Annotated in this window: 19 protein-coding genes; 8 read left to right on the top strand and 11 right to left on the bottom strand. The window is 36.5% G+C overall.

Features of this window, described 5'->3' with window-relative positions; genetic code table 11:
• Window positions 1-199: 199 nt before the first annotated feature.
• Together BM000_RS06775 and BM000_RS06770 are read right to left on the bottom strand one after the other, a co-directional pair.
• On the bottom strand, window positions 200-1,144 hold the full coding sequence (locus BM000_RS06775; protein WP_091496148.1) for an anti sigma factor C-terminal domain-containing protein: 945 nt from the start codon (window positions 1,142-1,144) through the stop codon (window positions 200-202).
• A complete protein-coding gene (locus BM000_RS06770) occupies window positions 1,137-1,643 on the bottom strand; it encodes an RNA polymerase sigma factor (RefSeq protein ID WP_091496146.1) in 507 nt (168 codons plus the stop codon). The genes BM000_RS06775 and BM000_RS06770 overlap by 8 nt, the downstream gene beginning before the upstream one ends.
• A 360-nt stretch (window positions 1,644-2,003) precedes the next feature.
• Here BM000_RS06770 and BM000_RS06765 point away from each other — a divergent pair, with 360 nt between their 5' ends.
• The 4 genes from BM000_RS06765 (at window position 2,004) to phnE (BM000_RS06750) (ending at window position 5,589) form a co-directional block, all read left to right on the top strand.
• Window positions 2,004-3,086 carry a phosphate/phosphite/phosphonate ABC transporter substrate-binding protein gene (locus tag BM000_RS06765; protein ID WP_091496144.1) on the top strand — a complete coding sequence of 361 codons (1,083 nt, stop codon included), beginning with the start codon at window positions 2,004-2,006 and terminating at the stop codon, window positions 3,084-3,086.
• Window positions 3,087-3,176: 90 nt separating this feature from the next.
• Window positions 3,177-3,959, top strand: coding sequence for a phosphonate ABC transporter ATP-binding protein (gene phnC, locus BM000_RS06760; protein WP_091496142.1), 783 nt, complete (start codon window positions 3,177-3,179; stop codon window positions 3,957-3,959).
• The gene (phnE, locus tag BM000_RS06755; RefSeq protein ID WP_091496140.1) at window positions 3,952-4,767 is read left to right on the top strand and encodes a phosphonate ABC transporter, permease protein PhnE; all 816 of its coding nucleotides are present in this window, start codon (window positions 3,952-3,954) and stop codon (window positions 4,765-4,767) included. Before phnC ends, phnE (BM000_RS06755) begins: the two co-directional genes overlap by 8 nt.
• A gap of 12 nt (window positions 4,768-4,779) precedes the next feature.
• Window positions 4,780-5,589, top strand: coding sequence for a phosphonate ABC transporter, permease protein PhnE (gene phnE / locus BM000_RS06750; protein WP_091496138.1), 810 nt, complete (start codon window positions 4,780-4,782; stop codon window positions 5,587-5,589).
• Between the two features lie 194 nt (window positions 5,590-5,783).
• Here the strand turns inward: phnE (BM000_RS06750) and BM000_RS06745 are convergent, their stop codons facing one another.
• The 6 genes from BM000_RS06745 to BM000_RS16755 form a co-directional block, all read right to left on the bottom strand.
• Window positions 5,784-6,296: a thioredoxin domain-containing protein gene (locus tag BM000_RS06745; RefSeq protein WP_091496136.1), complete on the bottom strand. Its 513-nt coding sequence runs from the start codon at window positions 6,294-6,296 to the stop codon at window positions 5,784-5,786.
• 481 nt (window positions 6,297-6,777) lie between these two features.
• A complete protein-coding gene (locus BM000_RS06740; RefSeq protein WP_091496134.1) occupies window positions 6,778-7,491 on the bottom strand; it encodes a dihydropteridine reductase in 714 nt (237 codons plus the stop codon).
• Window positions 7,492-7,940: 449 nt separating this feature from the next.
• Window positions 7,941-8,426 (bottom strand): recombinase family protein, encoded by a 486-nt coding sequence (locus BM000_RS16920; RefSeq protein ID WP_218144083.1) that lies wholly within the window; start codon window positions 8,424-8,426, stop codon window positions 7,941-7,943.
• Window positions 8,427-8,468: 42 nt separating this feature from the next.
• Window positions 8,469-8,780 carry a recombinase family protein gene (locus BM000_RS16915; protein ID WP_281245851.1) on the bottom strand — a complete coding sequence of 104 codons (312 nt, stop codon included), beginning with the start codon at window positions 8,778-8,780 and terminating at the stop codon, window positions 8,469-8,471.
• Window positions 8,781-8,892: 112 nt separating this feature from the next.
• A complete protein-coding gene (locus tag BM000_RS06730; RefSeq protein ID WP_143063902.1) occupies window positions 8,893-9,894 on the bottom strand; it encodes a virulence RhuM family protein in 1,002 nt (333 codons plus the stop codon).
• Window positions 9,895-10,030: 136 nt separating this feature from the next.
• On the bottom strand, window positions 10,031-10,177 hold the full coding sequence (locus BM000_RS16755) for an SHOCT domain-containing protein (protein WP_177178236.1): 147 nt from the start codon (window positions 10,175-10,177) through the stop codon (window positions 10,031-10,033).
• Window positions 10,178-10,250: 73 nt separating this feature from the next.
• Between BM000_RS16755 and BM000_RS06725 the strand changes: the two genes are divergently transcribed.
• The 4 genes from BM000_RS06725 (at window position 10,251) to BM000_RS06710 (ending at window position 14,096) form a co-directional block, all read left to right on the top strand.
• Window positions 10,251-10,997, top strand: a complete 747-nt coding sequence (locus tag BM000_RS06725) for a hypothetical protein (RefSeq protein WP_091496132.1) — start codon at window positions 10,251-10,253, stop codon at window positions 10,995-10,997.
• A gap of 524 nt (window positions 10,998-11,521) precedes the next feature.
• Complete coding sequence (locus tag BM000_RS06720; protein ID WP_091496130.1) at window positions 11,522-12,697, top strand: hypothetical protein; 1,176 nt, start codon at window positions 11,522-11,524, stop codon at window positions 12,695-12,697.
• A 242-nt stretch (window positions 12,698-12,939) separates the two neighbouring features.
• On the top strand, window positions 12,940-13,224 hold the full coding sequence (locus BM000_RS06715) for a transposase (protein ID WP_091496128.1): 285 nt from the start codon (window positions 12,940-12,942) through the stop codon (window positions 13,222-13,224).
• Between the two features lie 26 nt (window positions 13,225-13,250).
• A complete protein-coding gene (locus BM000_RS06710; RefSeq protein WP_091496126.1) occupies window positions 13,251-14,096 on the top strand; it encodes an IS3 family transposase in 846 nt (281 codons plus the stop codon).
• 471 nt (window positions 14,097-14,567) lie between these two features.
• Here BM000_RS06710 and BM000_RS06705 read toward each other — a convergent pair whose 3' ends face one another.
• The 3 genes from BM000_RS06705 to rlmD form a co-directional block, all read right to left on the bottom strand.
• Complete coding sequence (locus BM000_RS06705; RefSeq protein ID WP_091496124.1) at window positions 14,568-15,620, bottom strand: PIN domain-containing protein; 1,053 nt, start codon at window positions 15,618-15,620, stop codon at window positions 14,568-14,570.
• Window positions 15,621-15,661: 41 nt separating this feature from the next.
• Window positions 15,662-15,832 carry a hypothetical protein gene (locus BM000_RS16750; protein WP_177178235.1) on the bottom strand — a complete coding sequence of 57 codons (171 nt, stop codon included), beginning with the start codon at window positions 15,830-15,832 and terminating at the stop codon, window positions 15,662-15,664.
• 896 nt (window positions 15,833-16,728) lie between these two features.
• Window positions 16,729-18,111 (bottom strand): 23S rRNA (uracil(1939)-C(5))-methyltransferase RlmD, encoded by a 1,383-nt coding sequence (gene rlmD, locus BM000_RS06695; protein ID WP_091496120.1) that lies wholly within the window; start codon window positions 18,109-18,111, stop codon window positions 16,729-16,731.
• Window positions 18,112-18,154 lie beyond the last annotated feature (43 nt).

The raw sequence follows: 18,154 nt of genomic DNA, 5'->3' as shown, positions 1-18,154 counted from the left end.
CAAAAGCTTTTTGCTCAATCTCACGCTTGAGGTTGTAAAGGTTATGATTAAGTGTATGCCCGATATAAGTTTAGCGCGTAGTATTCGTTAGCTTTTTTTCCGTCATTTAACTGAGCAATAGAGTCACATGAAGCCCTTCTTTGGTCTTACCGCTTCAATTACTGGGAGCTTTATTAATTGTTAGCATCAATGGCATGCACTAATAATGCTCAATAATTCCACCTAGTGAAGCTGCCTTGACACTCTGATGCTCCATTATCTCTAATACTTCTTCCTTTGTTCCATAAATAACAGCTCCTAATATCTCAATATCTTCTACTTCAACTTGCTCCATGTTAGCTAGTGCTTCCTTGTGACCTGGATAAAAACTATCGCTCAACAAATCGAGAAATTTATAATACTCATTTCTAAAATTATTAGTGGTAGTAGCGGTTAAACGATCACGCATAGTGAACCCTAGAGACTCAAACTCCCTAATAAACGAAATAGTCCAATCAAATTCTAATGCTTCTTGTTGAAAGCTAGCTATTTGGACTTCATTAAATGTATCGAGCCACAGCCAGGTCAGTTCAGGCAATTCCACAAAAGGGAGTTCGCTAAATGTGTATGGTAAGTCAAATGAGAGCGCTACTTCATAAATATTGTCCCCATCCATCTCTTCAATTAAATTGCGATCATCTTTGTACTGCTCATAATCAACTGCTGGGTGAAAGAAAAGCATTTCTCGCCAGCCATTGTTTTTATAGGTAAGTTGCCAATCATCTCCTGTGAGACCAATTTGACCACCATGATATCTTGATACCAGATTTGGCACTAAACCAAAGGATTTGTGGTCTTGTTCGATAACCACCGCTTTGAATCCCATATCTTTTGAAACCTTGTAGTGACTTGTTCCGCCTAAAATTCCCACAGTATCTAAAGTTTGGCTAATATAGCCATTCGGAATGGTTAGGCGCACGAAAGCATCTCTACTGCGAAATGCCGACTGACTAAAGAATACCGAAATGACAAAATTAGCAATTACAGCTGTAATTAAGACAATGATTGCGGTAAATACCGTCGTCAACATTGATTTCCGCTTACCTTTTTTTAGTACCTTTGCAACCTTTCGCTCATCAAATGTATCATCACTAAATTCATCCATGCTGTTCCCTCCATTTCAAATAAAACGCCTTTCTTGCTCGGTATAAATAAGTTTTGACGGTTTCTTCTTTTAAGCCCGTTAGTAATGAAATCTGCTGATAGCTATATTGAAAATCATATTTTAATAGTAACAGTTGCCTAAAAAGATCTTGCATACTCGCCAAGGTATGGATTATTTCATCTTTTTGCTCTATTGCTAAGATAATCGTCTCAGTATCTCGATCATTTGAGAAGTTGCTCCAAAAAAGCTGATCATCAATGGCGATAACTTGTTCTTTCCCTCTTTGCTTTAACAGCTTTCTAAACAAATTTATCGCCGTGGTGAAAATATAAGAGAGTGCCTTATCAGAAGCCACCCCTTTACAATAACGCATGAACTGTGTATAACTTTCTTGAACAATATCCTCAGCATCTTCGTGATGACAGCCGTTCTTTCTCAGATAAAAGTAAATCATTTTTGCTTGCTTTTGATAAACATGCAATAAAAGGTCAGAATCCATAGCTCCCCCTTTCTAAAGCCCTTCACTAATTAAGAGCTTCCTCTTAGCAAAAAGTATACAGGAATCGCGCAAGAATTATTTCCTCTTTCGCTCGCCAAGCGAACCATGATCGTTGCTATTCGGTAACAAAGACATCTCACATGACAGATAATTATAATTTTTAGTTCATAGCCTACCCTGATGCGGGTTGCCCCTTCATTATGAAGACAGCTGTCAAATAGACCACTATTATTCCTACTCCGAACAGGTAATTAATTTACATGACTTTTACAAGACTCTCGAATTAACTTAACACTTTCATATTATGATGGGTTGTACACGACGTTAACGACGTTAATGAGATTGTTAGGGGGAAATGAAATGAAGAAAAAATGGTTGTTGCTTTTTTTATTTACTGCTTTAATTGCACTACTTGTTGCTTGTAGCGACACAGAAGATGACGCTAACGCTGAACCTGAATCAGAACCAACAAGTGAAGAAACGAATGAGGAATCCAGCTCAAATGAAGTCATTACTAAACTGTCCGTTGGGTTTGTCCCTTCTAGAGAACCAGATGAAATCATTACCGCTACTGAGCCATTAAAGGATCTCCTAATTACCGAGCTTGCCGGTCTAGGCTTTGATGTCGGGGAAGTCGACATCACGGTTGGAACAAATTATGAAGCAGTCGGTGAGGCCCTATCTGCCGGAACCACTGATATTGGCTTGATCCCTGGTGGAACATATGTGTTATACGATGATGGTGCTGAGGTGTTATTAACCTCAACACGTGCTGGATTAAGTATTGATTCCGAAGATCCAGTCGAATGGAATAATAATAAGCCGACTGAGGCTGTTGACGAGCAGGTTACTTATTACCGCTCTTTACTAATTGCTGGTCCCTCTGAAAAAGGACAAGAATTAGCTGAAAAAGTAAACAACGGAGAAGAATTAACATTTGATGATTTAAACAGTGCAACATGGGCTGTGATGTCATCATCTTCTTCAGCTGGATATATATATCCAACCCTTTGGCTTCAGGATAAATACAATATGAAATTAACTGACTTAGAAAACCTTGTGCAAGTCGATTCTTATGGTAGTTCTTTCGCCCGTTTAGCTGCTGAGCAAGTTGATATTATTGTTGCTTACGCTGATGCGCGCCGAGATAATGTTGATGCTTGGCAAGGTGAGTTTAGTCGTGAAGCTGACATTTGGGCTGAAACTAATGTCATCGGTGTAACATCAGGTATTTACAATGATACAGTAAGTGCCAGCAAAAATGCGGACAACATGACCGCTGCATTAAAAAGTGCAATTCAACAAGCCTTTATTAATATTGCTCAAACCGATGAAGGAAAAGCCGTTATTTCTATCTATAGTCACGAAGGCTATCAAGAAGCTTCTGATTCTGACTATGACAAAGAACGTGATGCGCAAGTTCTTCTAAGAGAAATGAATTAACGACATGATGGTAAGCATGAGAACATCAATAAGGTGTTCTCTTTTTCTCTCATTTTCTCAATAAAACCATAAATGAAATGGAGATCTAGCATGATCGAATTTATAAATGTTAATAAAACATACACAAACGAAATAAAAGCGCTGAAACAAATTAATCTTAAGATTGAGCAAGGCGAATTTGTCGCTGTTATTGGTCTTTCAGGGGCAGGCAAATCAACTTTAATTCGTTGTATTAACCGGATGCACGAGATTACCTCTGGTCAGCTAATAGTAGGTGGCATGGATGTCAGTAAATTAAGAGGAAAAGAAGTACGCCGATTTCGGAGAAGAATTGGAATGATTTTTCAATCCTTCAACTTAGTTACACGAACAACTGTACTGAAAAACGTACTGGTCTCCTTTGTACCTGATCTTTCATTTATTCGAAAGCTAACTGGCGTGTACATAAAAGAACACAAAATTAAAGCATTAACAGCTTTAGATCAAGTTGGCATTTTAGATAAAGCCTTTGTACGTGTTGACCAATTATCAGGCGGCCAACAGCAACGTGTGGCCTTAGCTCGGACATTATCGCAGAACCCAGAAATCATTCTTGCTGATGAACCCATTGCCTCGTTAGATCCAGTCACATCGAAAATTGTCATGGATGATTTTAAGCGAATTAATAAGGAAATGAATATCTCAGTCATTATGAATATTCACCATGTTGAGATAGCTCTTCAATATGCTGACCGCATTATTGGTGTACGTGAAGGTGCGATTGTTTTTGATGACCAAACAGCTAAGGTTACTGATGATATCCTCGATTATATTTATAAAGGACAAACTGAGCAAGTACTGGCTGAGATTGCAAAGGAGCAAGCCTATGTTTGATCGCATCTTTCCCCCAAAGCAGATCCCACTACCTAGCGGGAAAATTGTTTTAGAAAAACACTCCCGAACACCAATAATTTTACTACTGGTCTGCTTGGGCATTTATTTTGCTCTTCAACTCACACAGTTTAATCTTAGTCAGTTACTTGAACGCTGGGATCAATTTTTTGTCATTGTGGCTGATATGCTGCCACCTAGATGGTCGCATATCTCAACTATCTGGCAGCCATTACTGGATACGATTAAAATGTCTCTGCTCGGCTCTTTTATTGGTGCATTAGTAGCTCTACCGATCGCCTATGCTGCTTCAACTAACATTGTAAAGCAGCCAGTTATCACTGGATTAGCACGTGTTTTCCTAAGCTTGCTTAGAACACTTCCTTCACTTGTAACAGCTTTAATTGCAACATTTATTTTTGGCCTTGGGACCTTTGCTGGCACAATCGCAATCTGTTTATTTACACTTTCTTATGTAGGGAAACTGCTATACGAACAAATTGAAAATGCCGACATGGGCGCTTATGAAGCGATGGAATCCCTCGGAATGACAAAAGGGCAAGCTTTTCGACAGGCTATCTTTCCTCAGATCCTCCCAAATTACTTATCGACTTCACTGTTCTGTTTTGAGGGAAATGTCAGATATGCAGCGATTTTAGGCTACGTTGGTGCAGGAGGAATTGGTTTACTTCTTAATGAAGGATTAGGGTGGCGTGACTATGCTGGGGTAGGCATGATTTTATTAGTCCTAGCGATCACTGTTTTGCTTATTGAATCAGTTAGCGAGCATTTTAGAAAGAAGTTACTTTAAAGGGGCATCGTTATGAATCAAATTGAACAAAAATTAGCAACAACACCAAGGAATTATCGTTATTTACTAACCATTTCACTAATTATTGTCGGCCTGATTATTTGGTTGTTGACCTCAATTCAGGTAAATGGTCTAGAAAGTAATGGGTGGACAATCGCCAAAAGTATTTTAACAGGTATCTTTAAGCCTAATCTTGCGTTATTGTTTGCACTAAATCAGCAGGGCATTGCCTATCTGCTGCTTGAGACAATTGCAATTGCCTTCCTTGGGACTTTAATTGGTGGCATGTTGGCCATCCCACTTGCCTTTTTATCTGCTTCAAATATCGTCACAAAGCCTGTCGCTTATTTAACACGACTATTACTGATTGTAATTCGAACAGTCCCTGCGCTTGTTTATGGTTTAATGTTTATACGGGTAACAGGTCCGGGTCCCTTTGCTGGCGTCCTAACGATCGGTTTAACGTCGATTGGCATGTTAGCGAAGCTTTATGTCGATGCAATTGAAAATCTAGATATCAGCATCTTCGAATCAATGAGCTCAATTGGCTGTAACACCTTTGAAAAAATTCGATTTGGCATCGTACCACAGCTGTTTTCCATCTTCTTGTCTATTATCATTTATCGCTTTGATATTAATTTACGTGATGCAGCCGTATTAGGCTTGGTTGCAGCTGGGGGAATTGGTGCCCCATTAAAATTTGCAATGGATTCTTATCGGTGGAATGAGGTCGGCTCAATTTTAATCGGCCTTGTTATCCTAATTTTATTGGTTGAATGGTTCTCTACCAAGCTGCGGCGAAAGTTAGTTACTGGGAGATAGATTACAGGCTAATGACGTTTGTGGTTTGACCATGCATCATTAGACCATGTTGTTTAGCGTGGTTAAATGCTACACTTTGACAATGTTCATGTGCTGTCATTTTTCTTTTTAGAATTGTGCATAACTAAGCACATGCTCGAATAATTCGAGCATGTGCTTTTAACCATACCAACATTAAATTGAATGATGATTAATTAGCTAATAATTTGTTTTAATTGCTTATTGCTAATATGTTGATCAAAAATATGCTCACCTACCATAATAGTCGGAACTGTTTCAATATTGGCAGCCTGTGCTTCTGTCCCAATCCTTTCAAGCATTCCAGCGTTTTCAACTTGTTTGAGTCCCAATTCATCTTCTGCAAAGTTACTCACTTCAGTGAGACTCAAATTGCCCCAGTCGGTCTGACTATTAAACAGTTTTTCTATTACTTGATAGGCTTGTTCAGATGCTGACGGCACGTATCTGTGCATTAGATTACCTGATTGCAAACTTTCTTTATTTTTATTAAACAGCTTTATGACGCGTAATAAGCTACCATTTTCAGTAAGAGGTTGTAATAATCCGTTTGATTCGTCAAACCATTGACGGCAATACGGACAACGCAGATTTAAGAACTCGATTAGTTTAGTAGGTGCTTGTTCACGCCCTAGCTTAATACCAAGCTCACCATCTACAAATTCAGGTTTAATACGACTAATGTCCATGTTATAACGCTCCTTTATTCGTCTTACTTAATATAATTTCCACTCTACACTATTCTCAAACATCAATTCAAAAGCTTTTTATAGTAACCATGAGAAACTAGCATTTGTTATAAAAGAGCTAAAAGACTGGACATGCAATGGCTAACTAATTATAAAAAGGGACTAAGTTAGGAGCTTTTACACGTGCCGGTGTAAAGGGACTTTTTAATTAGTGCTGCTTTATCACCTACTAATTGCTAGCACCACAGACCTGCCACTAAAGGGATGAACCAACTACGGCCTCCGAAATAACAGCCTCCATACAAATTGGGTTATACTGACCGTTAATTCGCCACATAGGATAGATTGACCAAAAAACATCTTGTCCTGTCATCGGCCCTGAAGAAATCAAGCTAGTATTGCAACTAATATTAGAAAAAGCATTGCCTAAGTATACCATTTGGCACTTATACAATGCTTAGTTTTTTTGTGATATATAGTGCTATTGTAAATCGTTTGATAAAAAGCTCATTATCTGACTCTCATGCTTATCTATTGCAATTTGATCAGTCGTTATTCCATGCTCACGTAACAACTTAATGTTTTGCACCAGAAAATCATCACTACCAACAATGTAAAATAGTCCATCCTGATCTGCTGCTAACTGCTCAACTTCTTTATAGTAATCCGTACGATTATCGACAAATTGCGCAGTAAAGTTCTTCCTTGGATCTGAATTAAAAATATTCGTAAATAAGAAATGCTTTGTTGAATCAATATTTAAAGAATGTACGTGGCTAACTTGATCAATATTGTTCAAATAATTGAGCACAAGCGGTCTAAATGTGGCTAAGCCAACGCCTGATGATAATAGATATATTTTTTTACCTGTTCTTTGCAATGGCACATTCGTATGTGTTTTAAATAGTGCTACTTCGTCTCCAACCTGAAGACCTTTTAAGATACTTTTGAATTCCGAACATTGCGCCTTCATTCTAGTAGTAATGCCAATTGCTCCCTCATCAGTTATTGTCGAAATTGACATATGACGAACCAGGCCACGATTAGGTTTATCACCTGCGTTAAATCCCTGTAACGCGAAATGGGTGTGTGACCCCTCTTCCCAAGTAAACGCTTCAGGACAATCAAGCAAGTACGTTTTCACTTCTGGTGCCTCATCGATAATCTTATTAATTTTAGTCCAGTATATTTGCATTATATATTCTCCTTAATCTAAGTGTGTTATGTTAATTACTATACATCAATTGAAAATCATTCTCAATTAATTTGATTGTAATTTAATAACTTATTTTGATTAAAGCGTAACTTAAAAAACGGATAAGATTAGTCGTTACTAATCTTATCCGTTCATGCCAATGATATTCTCCAGTAGATCTTAACTTATCTTCTAAAAAACAAGCTGATTATTTGTGAGCTAGGAGAGCAACTGTCTCCACATGTGATGGGTGATAAGTGGGAATATAATTCTTTGCCCGTAGTAATTGTTGATTTTGGACCAGCTTTAAATACAAAAGTCAATTGATGCGGGGCTTTTTGACCTTTGTCATCAATGCCACCTATTATAATTTTCTCCACTATAGACTCAAAAACATCAGTATCAAACTTCTTAAGGGGCTTATTAGAATCAAAGTACTTCCTAAAGCTTTAAAGTCTTGCTTTCATTTCTTTTTCTTCATTAGCAGTTAATGAAAGTTCATTTGTTTTTTTGATTAGTCGTTCTTTATCTGTATTAAGTTCAAGAAGGTTATTATCATAATTTTCACGGTCAATAGCGCCATCAAGATGAAGATCAATCAGCTTCTTGATTTTATCTTCCACCCTAAAAATACCCCTTATAGTACGATCAGGCCAATTGGTACTTCCTCTTTTTGTCTTATAGCCTTTTACTTTGAGTTCATTACCAATAAGCCTAGCGCCCTTACCTTGATTGTAAGAATCAAAGATAAATCGGACAACTTCAGCTTCTTCTTTATTGACGATAAGTTCTTTCGTTTCTTTGTCGTAGTCATAGCTTAAACAACCTTGAAAACCAACTAGCTCTCCACGCTTCATGTTCATCTTTAGACCCATTTTTACATTGGTAGAGATACTTTCACTTTCTTGTTGGGCTATTGAAGTTAATACCGTCATGGCCACTTCACCTTGCATAGAGAAGGTGTTTATATTCTCTTTTTAAAATAATACAGCAACATTATGCTTTTTTAATAGTCTGGTGTATTCCAGTACACCCTTTGTATTTCTACCAAACCTAGAAATACTCTTTGTAATGACTAAATCAAACTCACCAGCCACGGCATCTCGAATCATTTCTTGAAAGCCAAGGCGTTTATCAACATTAGTGCCACTTATACCGGCATCAGAATATATCTTTGCCAGTTCCCACTTAGCGTTTTCTCTGACCTTCTGTTCATAATAAGCTACTTGATAATCATAACTAGCCATCTGCTCAGCCGAATCGGTACTGACTCTACAATAAGGTGCTATTCTTATTTTTGAAAGTTCTTTTCCCGATGCACGGTCAAATTTATTCTTTTTTAGGCTTTATAACTTCTACTTCTTTCATGAACTCACTTATTTTGCAAAATGTAAAACAGAGTTACTTCTTAACTGTCCATTCATGCTCTTCTAGATACACATCAAAATCATCTTTTTCAGGTTCGTTTAAACGCTTTAGATTGAACTTCTCATATTCTTTTTCAGCAAGTTCCTTGGCTACTTCATGTGAAATAGAACCTGCACCAGTAAGAATATCTCTCTCATTAAATTTCAGGAAGGCATTGAGCTTTTCTTCCCAATCCTTCATATGCATTGGATTGCGTCTTTCTGCCTGATCTTCTGCATAATCGAGATACATGGTTACAATACGATTGAGGGATTTTATTTCTTTTTCCGTCAAGTAATTCTTGGCAACGGTAATATCCCCTTTACGTACCTTGTCACCCTTCCAAGTGGTAAGTCCCATATTATCTTTGGAAGCATCAGCTCTTTGTTCAATAAGTTCTGCAACTGTATGACCATGAATAGCAAAATGAAGCTTGTTTTGCACCGTTGCAAAGAACCTTTTAGCTTCTTCAGATTTTCCATCATAATCTATAGCTAAAGCATAGATGTCTGTTATCTTCTTATAAAATCTTTTTTCTGAGGCTCTAATATCACGAATACGTTCTAAAAGCTCATCAAAGTAGTCATCACCAATATTACGCATATCCTTAAGGCGTTCATCATCCATAGTGAAGCCTTTAACTAAGTACTCGTTTAACCTCTCCGTTGCCCATCGTCTAAATTGTGTACCTCGGCTAGAGCGTGCACGGTAGCCAACAGCAATAATTAATTCTAGGTTGTAAAAACGTACTGTTCTCTCAACCTCTCTATTTCCCTCAGTTTGAACTATTCGGTTTTCCCGAATAGTTCGATTTTCTTCAAATTCACCTTCAGCATAAATATTTTTTATATGCTCATTAATGGTATTAACGCCTTTTTGATAAAGCTCCGCGATCGCCTTCTGTGTCATCCATACAGTTTCATTTTCAAGTCTTACATCTATTTTTGTTTTTCCGTCTTCTGTCTGATATATGAGTAAATCATTACTATGTTCCAATGTAACCCTCCTTCTCCATATGTAACTTCAATTCATCAGACACTGTCTGACATTTATAAATGAACTATCCGGTAATTCCGAATAGTTCATTTATCTATGTTCCCAATTATCATTTTAATTTTATCACAGTAGATAATTAAGTGCCTCTTAAACCTCGTTTAATTTTGTATTTTATTTCCAAATCAACTTTGATCTTGATGAATTCTTTTTCTGAAATCATCTTTTCATCAAGCAGGCTGGAAAGCATGGCTAACTGTATTGTAAACTTCATTAAGTTTTCCATCTGACCCTCCTGCTTGATCTACTTTTCATATTATTTTATATTCTTAAGGGCCTCATGTAGCTCTTCTAGTTCTATGGAAGCTTTCTTCAAAGAGCAAAAGCATTATGACTATATAGCCATTTCCGAAAATGTTGACCGGGCTAGATCAACATTATTCAATTTAATTAATAAATCTATTGATACATTTACTCCAGAATCCAATTATGAACCAGCTCTTTTAATCGAAGGTGGTCACTATTATCAACAAGCAGTTATTGGCTATCAATTTTCCCAACAAAATTTTTATCCTTATATAAAAGCATACTCTGGATCTGCAAATTTCTTACTTGATCGGATGAACGCCGATGTAGAGAATTTAGATTTATTCTTACCTATGTGCTACTTGTTTAGAAATTCGATTGAGTTGGAATTGAAGAAGATCTATATATCGCATTGCAATTTAAATAATCTAGATTATGATTTAACAAAGTATAAACACAAAATATTGGGTCTTTGGAAAGCAACTCTTCCCACAATCGATGAGCATTCAAATGCACAAAAGAATGATACTACCTTAGATGATTGTTCTGTTTATATTCAACAACTAAACAATTGGGATGGATGTTCTAGTAAATTCAGATATCCAATAAATAAACTTGGAGATTATTTATTCAAAAGAGAAACTCGATATAATTTTAAAAATGTTGCTCAATGTTTTAATGATATTAACTATTTCTTTTCTTGCGTAGAAAGTCAACTTGATCACCACTTAGAAATAATGATGGAAATAGAAGCTGAATACCGTTCGTACATCGAATACGATTATGACAACTATCAGTAAGCAATAAAAAAAATCCTGAATTCTCATTCCACGAATTCAGGATTTTTTGCTACCTATTTTCAATTATTGAAATTTAAAACCGACTGTGTTCCCCCAAAATAAACTTTTCCTAAATCCCCCCACTCAAACCCGCATTCCACCGTTCCAGTTAAAATAAAGTTTTCCGATAATAGAAGAAGAAAAATAGAGAAAGAGAAATTGGCAAACCCTTGATACAGTTGAAGCCCGAGAAGAACAAGGCATGAAAAAGACCCGATTTCGGAAAAGTTTGTTCTAACGGAAATCAGGTCTGAATTGGAAATGTTTATTTTGTGGTTACATAGTAGAGATAAGAGTATTAGAAAATAGATTAATCTTTTAAATTCACAATTTACACATATTCCCCTTCCTGTAAGCAACTGAATTTTTTTGTTGAACTGACTTAAAGATATGCTTCTTCAACCTTCAGTTAAATGGATAAATCTCTCAATAAATGTAGCCATATAAGGGATCTGTATTATAATTAAAGTAAGGAGTTGATAGAAATGAAACAATCTTTCTTGGTTATAAATAAAGAAACAAAAGTTGCTACGGAATACGAATATAATTGGGTCAACCATGGTATGTTAAGAAGACTTCATGAAAGAAAAGAAAAGAATGAAATCACCATACAATGTGCTTGCTCTGATAATGTAACTTTATCGGTCTCTGTAAAATCAAACCCTTTCCTCTACCCGTCAACAAAAAAACATAAGCATAAAGATGATTGTATTCGTCATTCTAATAACACTAATAGGAGTGACTATGAAAAAGGCTGGAATTATGATGAAGATAAAGGCCTCCATATAGTAAACTTAGAAAAATTAGTTATTGCTCCTTCCGCTTCTAAGGAAGAGGATAATAACAAAAAAACCATTTATAGAAAAACAAATAATGCTTCTACTGTAAGCAAAGTTCAATATGAAACAACGATGTTAGGCTTTGTTGCGAAATTAAATATGATGGCCTGGGAGAACTCTGTTCAAGGGTATGAGCCAAAAACACCAGACAGGTATGAGCTGCTAAGGAAAATTTATGGAGTGGCCGGGCGCATTCGCTTAAAGGGAAAGAAGAAAACGTTTAATGAGATGTTCTATAAGTATAAATCTATTAGAGAAGTTAAAGTCAATAAAGAAATCTCTTTTGTCTATATGTATGTAGATGAATCAAGGCCAATTACACAAGAGAAGCCATTGCCTGATGGTACGGAGAAAGTGGCTTTAAATTGTATAGATAGCTTTAAAAAGACGAGAAAGTTTTACATAGATAAGGAAGAATTCCAGACGAAGATTGAAAATGAACCTCATAGTGATCGTTATGTTGTTGCTGGATATGCCTATAAAGCAAATTTATACCATAGACTACTGAGCCTCACCAGCTATGCAGTCATTCCGGTTACAAAAGAAGGTCTATATTGTGAAAGTCATCACGAAAAAGAGCATTATGAGAAGCTATGTGATGAAGGCGTAAGATTTTTTAAGCCCTACCTTCCGCTCCCTGAATACGGTAATTTTATTCCAGACGGTTATATTGTTAATGGAAATAATGAAAAACCGACCATCTTTGAGATCTTTGGGATACACAACAATGAAGATTATGATAAGAGAAAATCAGAAAAGAAAAATGCAGTTCTAGATCCTCGTTTTCAGGAAAAGTATACACATTATTTCTTAGAAAGATAGATTGGTTAAGAGCTAAATAAATAACAAAAGACACTCTAAGTATTAGTGAACTGCCCCCTGTCAAGTATACAGTGGAAACAATAAAAAGGATTTATGCGGCCATAGCTCTATATTCCATAGGGCTATGGCCGTTTAATCTTTTTTGGTATCTGCTGATAGAATAGAAGTAGGAGAGGAGAAAAAGAAACAATTCTTAGTTTAGTGATAAAAATTAAAGGATCTAAACGAGGAGGAAATGGTTAATGTCTAAACAATATAGTGCAGAATTCAAACAGGACGCTGTCAACTATTATCATTCATTTGGCAACTCACTTGAACAAGTCGCGAGCGATCTAAAAGTGAGTAAGTCTGCCTTAAGTAAGTGGGTGAGAAGTTCTGAAGCTAATCATGGTGTTGTTCATCACAGAGGGTCAGGGAATGATGGATCTGATGCTGAAAAGGAAATCGCACGCTTAAAGAAGGAATTAAGGGATTCAAAAGATGCACTTGATATTTTTAAAAAGGCTATCGGCATACTGAACGATTAACAGAATCTATTTACCAAGCAACACGTTTGACAGCGAAGGAACGCAAGATTTCTGTTAACAGTGTGCTCAATCTATTGGGCGTTTCTTCATCAGGCTATTATAGTTGGGTCAAGCGGAAGCCGTCTCATCAGGGAATGAGGAAAGAAAAAATCAAAGCTGAAATCGTTGACATTTACAATGCCTCTCACCACATATATGGAGCACCCAAAATAACGTCAATCCTTCACTCAAGAGGTCATGTGATCGCAGAGAAAACGGTTGGTAATTACATGCGTGAAGAAGGCATAAAGGCCATCTGGATACGCCCTTACATGAGAACAACAGTAGCGCCTGATTTTGACAATAAGCTAAAAAACATCCTGGATAGAGACTTTAGTCCAGCCGCCCCCAACACGGTTTGGGTAACGGATATAACCTATATTTATACCCTATCTGGCTTTGCCTATTTGACGAGTGTGATGGATTTGTTTTCAAGAAAAATCATCGGCTGGCAGGTATCGCATAATTTAGCTACAGAACATGTATTAAAAGCTGTTGAAAAGGCGAAAAGCAATCGAAACCTGAGTAAACCTGTCATTATCCATAGTGATCGTGGCTGTCAATACGTATCCAAAAGCTATCTTGAAGCCACACCAGCGAAACAGTTTATCCGTAGCTATTCAAATAAGGGGAATCCATGGGATAATGCCTGTATCGAATCCTTCCATGCCTTGATTAAGCGGGAATGGCTTAACCGGTACGTCATTAAGGATAGCGAACACGTTCATCAATTAGTATTTGAATATATCGAAACGTTTTATAACACCGTCAGAATTCATGAACATTGTGGCATGATGGCACCTTATGATTTTGAGCACGCATTATCAAGTTAATGAACACAGTGCATGCCTAAGCTCACCTTATACACGCGGTGGCTCATCATTAAATACACAATTCAAAACTAAGATTATTTCCACGTTTAACTTGTCCGAAATCTTGACAGAGGACCACCTTCATCTCTACCTAATATCAAGCCAGATGTTCTCCTGTCAAAAAGTCCTACGCTCCTCGAACCCTTATGGCTCTTAACTCTTCCCTAAATGAAAGCCTTATTGGGTAAGGGATTCGACATGATATTAGGGGAAAGAAAAGAACTGGTTCCGCTATTGAGTCTAGCTCGAACTGTATTAATTTTTTATTGAAAAATTCTATTGAATAATGATTGAAAAACCATCCAAGAAATAGTATTTTCTCACATTCTTCTCTCCATCCGCTTCCGACTAGGAAACCAATTAAGTTCCACTAGGAAAACAAAGTTATAGGGAGAAGATGAAAGAACGGGAACACAGTAACCAAAATACCTCTTATCTATAATCATAGCTATTTTCAATTTCAATATCTATAAATTCATCCTCATTAAGTACTAAATCAATAATTCTTATTTCATGTTTGTCATGATCTTGATACTCGATCTTCATTATAATTGGCAAAACAACAACATCTTCAACTACTGCTTCTTCAGTATGATGAAATAAGTATCTTCCTTCTTCTTTGTCATAAGGAGAACTTGCATAATCAATGTAAGATACCTCAGCATGTAGTGAAATAACAGCATTAAATGCTATTGTGGCAATTCCTTCGTCTTTCTCTATTTCAATAATATAGGGATCTTCATCTAACTCAACGTCATTGATACTTACTTTATTTACATCCCCATCTTCATTTGATAATCTAAATTCATGTTTCTCAATGGATTTTAATACATTTTCTTGCATAATCTCATAATTGGCATCGTAAACAGATACGATAAACTTATGATTATAAGAATCATTCTTTGTTAAACTGTTAAAAAAGGATTCGAGAGAAGGCTCAAATGAAAGTTTTTCTATATTGTCACAAAAACATTTTAGGTCTTGGTCATTACTTATGATAGAGACACCCTCGCCTTCTGTCTCAGCCCATCTTTGAATAGCTATTAATGAAAAGGCATCTGGAAATTCATCTTTTTTCTTATTACTGAATGGAGGTTCTGCTCTAAAATACTTTTCAAAGATTAATGTAGGCGATATATCGTCTATAGGAATTATTACTGCATCAACATCTCCTAAAAATTGTTCGAACTGTTTTATTAAAGAATCACTTATACAATCTAATGCGTTGGCTATATTAAAGATGTTCTTATATTCCTCCAAATTTCTTAAAATTTTAGCCTCTTTAATAAATTTCTTCTGACTATTATTGACTGTTTCATATACATTTCCGTGAATTTTTGACTCTATTTCTTTTTTTACAACTTCCGTTAAATAAACGGAAATTAGGTCATCCTCTACAGCATCAATTAGTCTCTTAAATAGTTCATTGCTAAAATCAAAGTTCTTTTGTATGAATACTTGTGTATCAACAAAAACGTTTACCACTATAATTGCCCCTTTGTATTTAAAGTTTATCAAAGTCTTATTCAACAATCCGCTTCATTCAAAACCTGCCTTATCCAATTCCTTTCATCTTCTGTTATCGCTTGAACTGATAATGCAACTTCTCTTTGAGAATCGATTTTTTTCCTTTGAACAGTGATCTTTTGTTGATTAATCAACAAAAGATTTTCTTCTGAGGAAAATTCTTTATCCATTTTTGTCATCCTTTCTTTCTTATGCACTCGTTAGTTGAAAATGATTATTTTTTCCTTCCATCGATTTGAATTATTTTGCTCATTTTAATGAAAATCCTCACAAATTATCTTTAATCAATATTTTTACTCTTTCGATTTCTTCTACCATTTGGTTCGATTGTTGAACATAGGAATACTTTATAATGTAGTTCTTTTCACCTAGCTTTTTTACAAATTATCAATCTTTATTTTGAAATGATTAGTCTTTATTTTAAATTAACAATAGAGAGTACTAGACTATATATTAGAGTAACACAGTAACACTTTCTGTAAATCTCTTTTGTACAACTACACTATACTTTTATCTCTTCTCTTAACTCTTGATTTCCATAATTAAGATGGAATATTACAAACAAAATTTCAATTCTTGGCTCTACTATGTTCCCCAAAATAAACTTTTCCTAAATCCCCCCACTCAAACCCGCATTCCACCGTTCCAGTTAAAATAAAGTTTTCCGACAAATCCTCATTTTGACCTTTTTTTGATCAAAAATCACCCGTTTTTCTCATTTTTTAACCCATTTTTTCACGTTTTTTTCGCTGTTAAAATAAAGTCTTTCGATAATAGAAGAAAGAAAATAGAGAAAGAGAAATTGACAAACCCTTGATACAGTTGAAGCTCGAGAAGAACCAGGCATGAAAAAGACCCGATTTCGGAAAAGTTTATTCTCACGGAAATCAGGTCTGAATCGGAAATGTTTATTTTGTGGTTACAGACTGCTGGTAGACGTGTTCCCACGTACCATGTCATATAACGACTTTGATTCTGATACTGCTTTTCAGGTCTTTTTGATGGTAATTTTCGCTATTTTTACTGAAACTGAAGAACTCACAAAAGTGCTTGAACTCCAGTAAAATCAAGGGTACCGACGTTGTAGTTTTACCAACGTCTCCACATGAGCAGTCTGCGGAAACATATCCACCGGCTGCACTTTCTGAGTCTGATAGCCACCATCCTCAAGAATTTGCAAATCACGAGCAAGCGTGGATGGATTACAGGAAACATAGACAATCCGATCTGGTTTCATTTGCAGCATAGCTTGAAGTAGTGCTTCATCACAGCCTTTTCTGGGTGGATCAACCACAATTACATCAGGCTTCAAGCCTTGAGCAGTCCACCACGGCATCACTTTTTCGGCTTGACCAACGACAAATTCAGTATTTCTGATACCATTTAGCTTAGCATTCTGTTTGGCATCCTCAATTGCTTCTGGGACAATTTCAACGCCATATACTTTTTTGGCACGCTCCGCCAAGAAAAGTGAGATCGTGCCAATTCCACAGTAGGCATCAATAACTGTTTCACCACCGGTTAAATTGGCAAACGCTAACGTTTTATCGTAAAGCGCTTTTGTCTGGGTGGGGTTAACCTGGTAAAAGGATTTAGCTGAGATGGCAAACTTAATTTCTCCAATCGTATCGTAAATATATTCTTTACCCCAGAGGCATTTGGTTCTCCTCCCCAAGATGACATTGGTCCGTTCCTGATTTACACTTTGCATTATTGACGTAATGCTTGGAAAGTTTTGCGTTAATTGTTCAATCAATTTCTTTTTATGCGGAAGTTCATTTGTTCTCGTAACAAGCACAATCATGGTTTGTCCAGTATTTTCACCTGTTCTAACCATAATGTGCCGTAAAATGCCCCGATGCGTTTGCTCATCATAGGCTGAGATGCCAAGTTTGCTAGCAATTGCTCTTACCGCCTCGACCATCCGATCGTTTACTTCCGAGGTAATAATACAGCGATCCATTCCTTCAATAATATCATGGCTTTTTTGGCGATAAAAACCGGTAATTAGCTCGCCAGCTTTTTCACCAACCGGAATCTGCACTTTATTACGGTAACGCCACGGGTCCTCCATGCCAATCGTCGGCTCAACCTTGACATGCTGAATATGCCCAATTTTTTTGAGGGCATTTTCCACCTGCTTCTGCTTCATCTCTAGCTGCAACTGGTAACTCATATGCTGAAGCTGACAACCACCACATTGAAGATAAACATCACAAGGCGGATCAACTCGCTCTGGGCTCACATGCTCAAGTTCTATTAATTTACCAATTGCAAAGTTCTTTTTTACTTTAATCGCTTTAACCTTAGCTATTTCACCTGGGATTACATTAGGAACAAATATGGGGTAACCATTTATTTTCCCAACACCATTTCCTTCATGGGTCATATCTTCAAATTGGATAGTTACAAGCTCATTCTTTTTTATTGGCGTAGCTGTTTTACTCATGAAATCAACGTCCTTTTTCTATTGCTTTAGTTAGTTTATCAAA

Source organism: Amphibacillus marinus (assembly GCF_900110345.1).
Classification (GTDB): Bacteria; Bacillota; Bacilli; order Bacillales; family Amphibacillaceae; genus Amphibacillus_D; species Amphibacillus_D marinus.
Note: the sequence above shows the minus strand (reverse complement) of the source record. Positions and strands in the feature narration are given on the sequence as shown.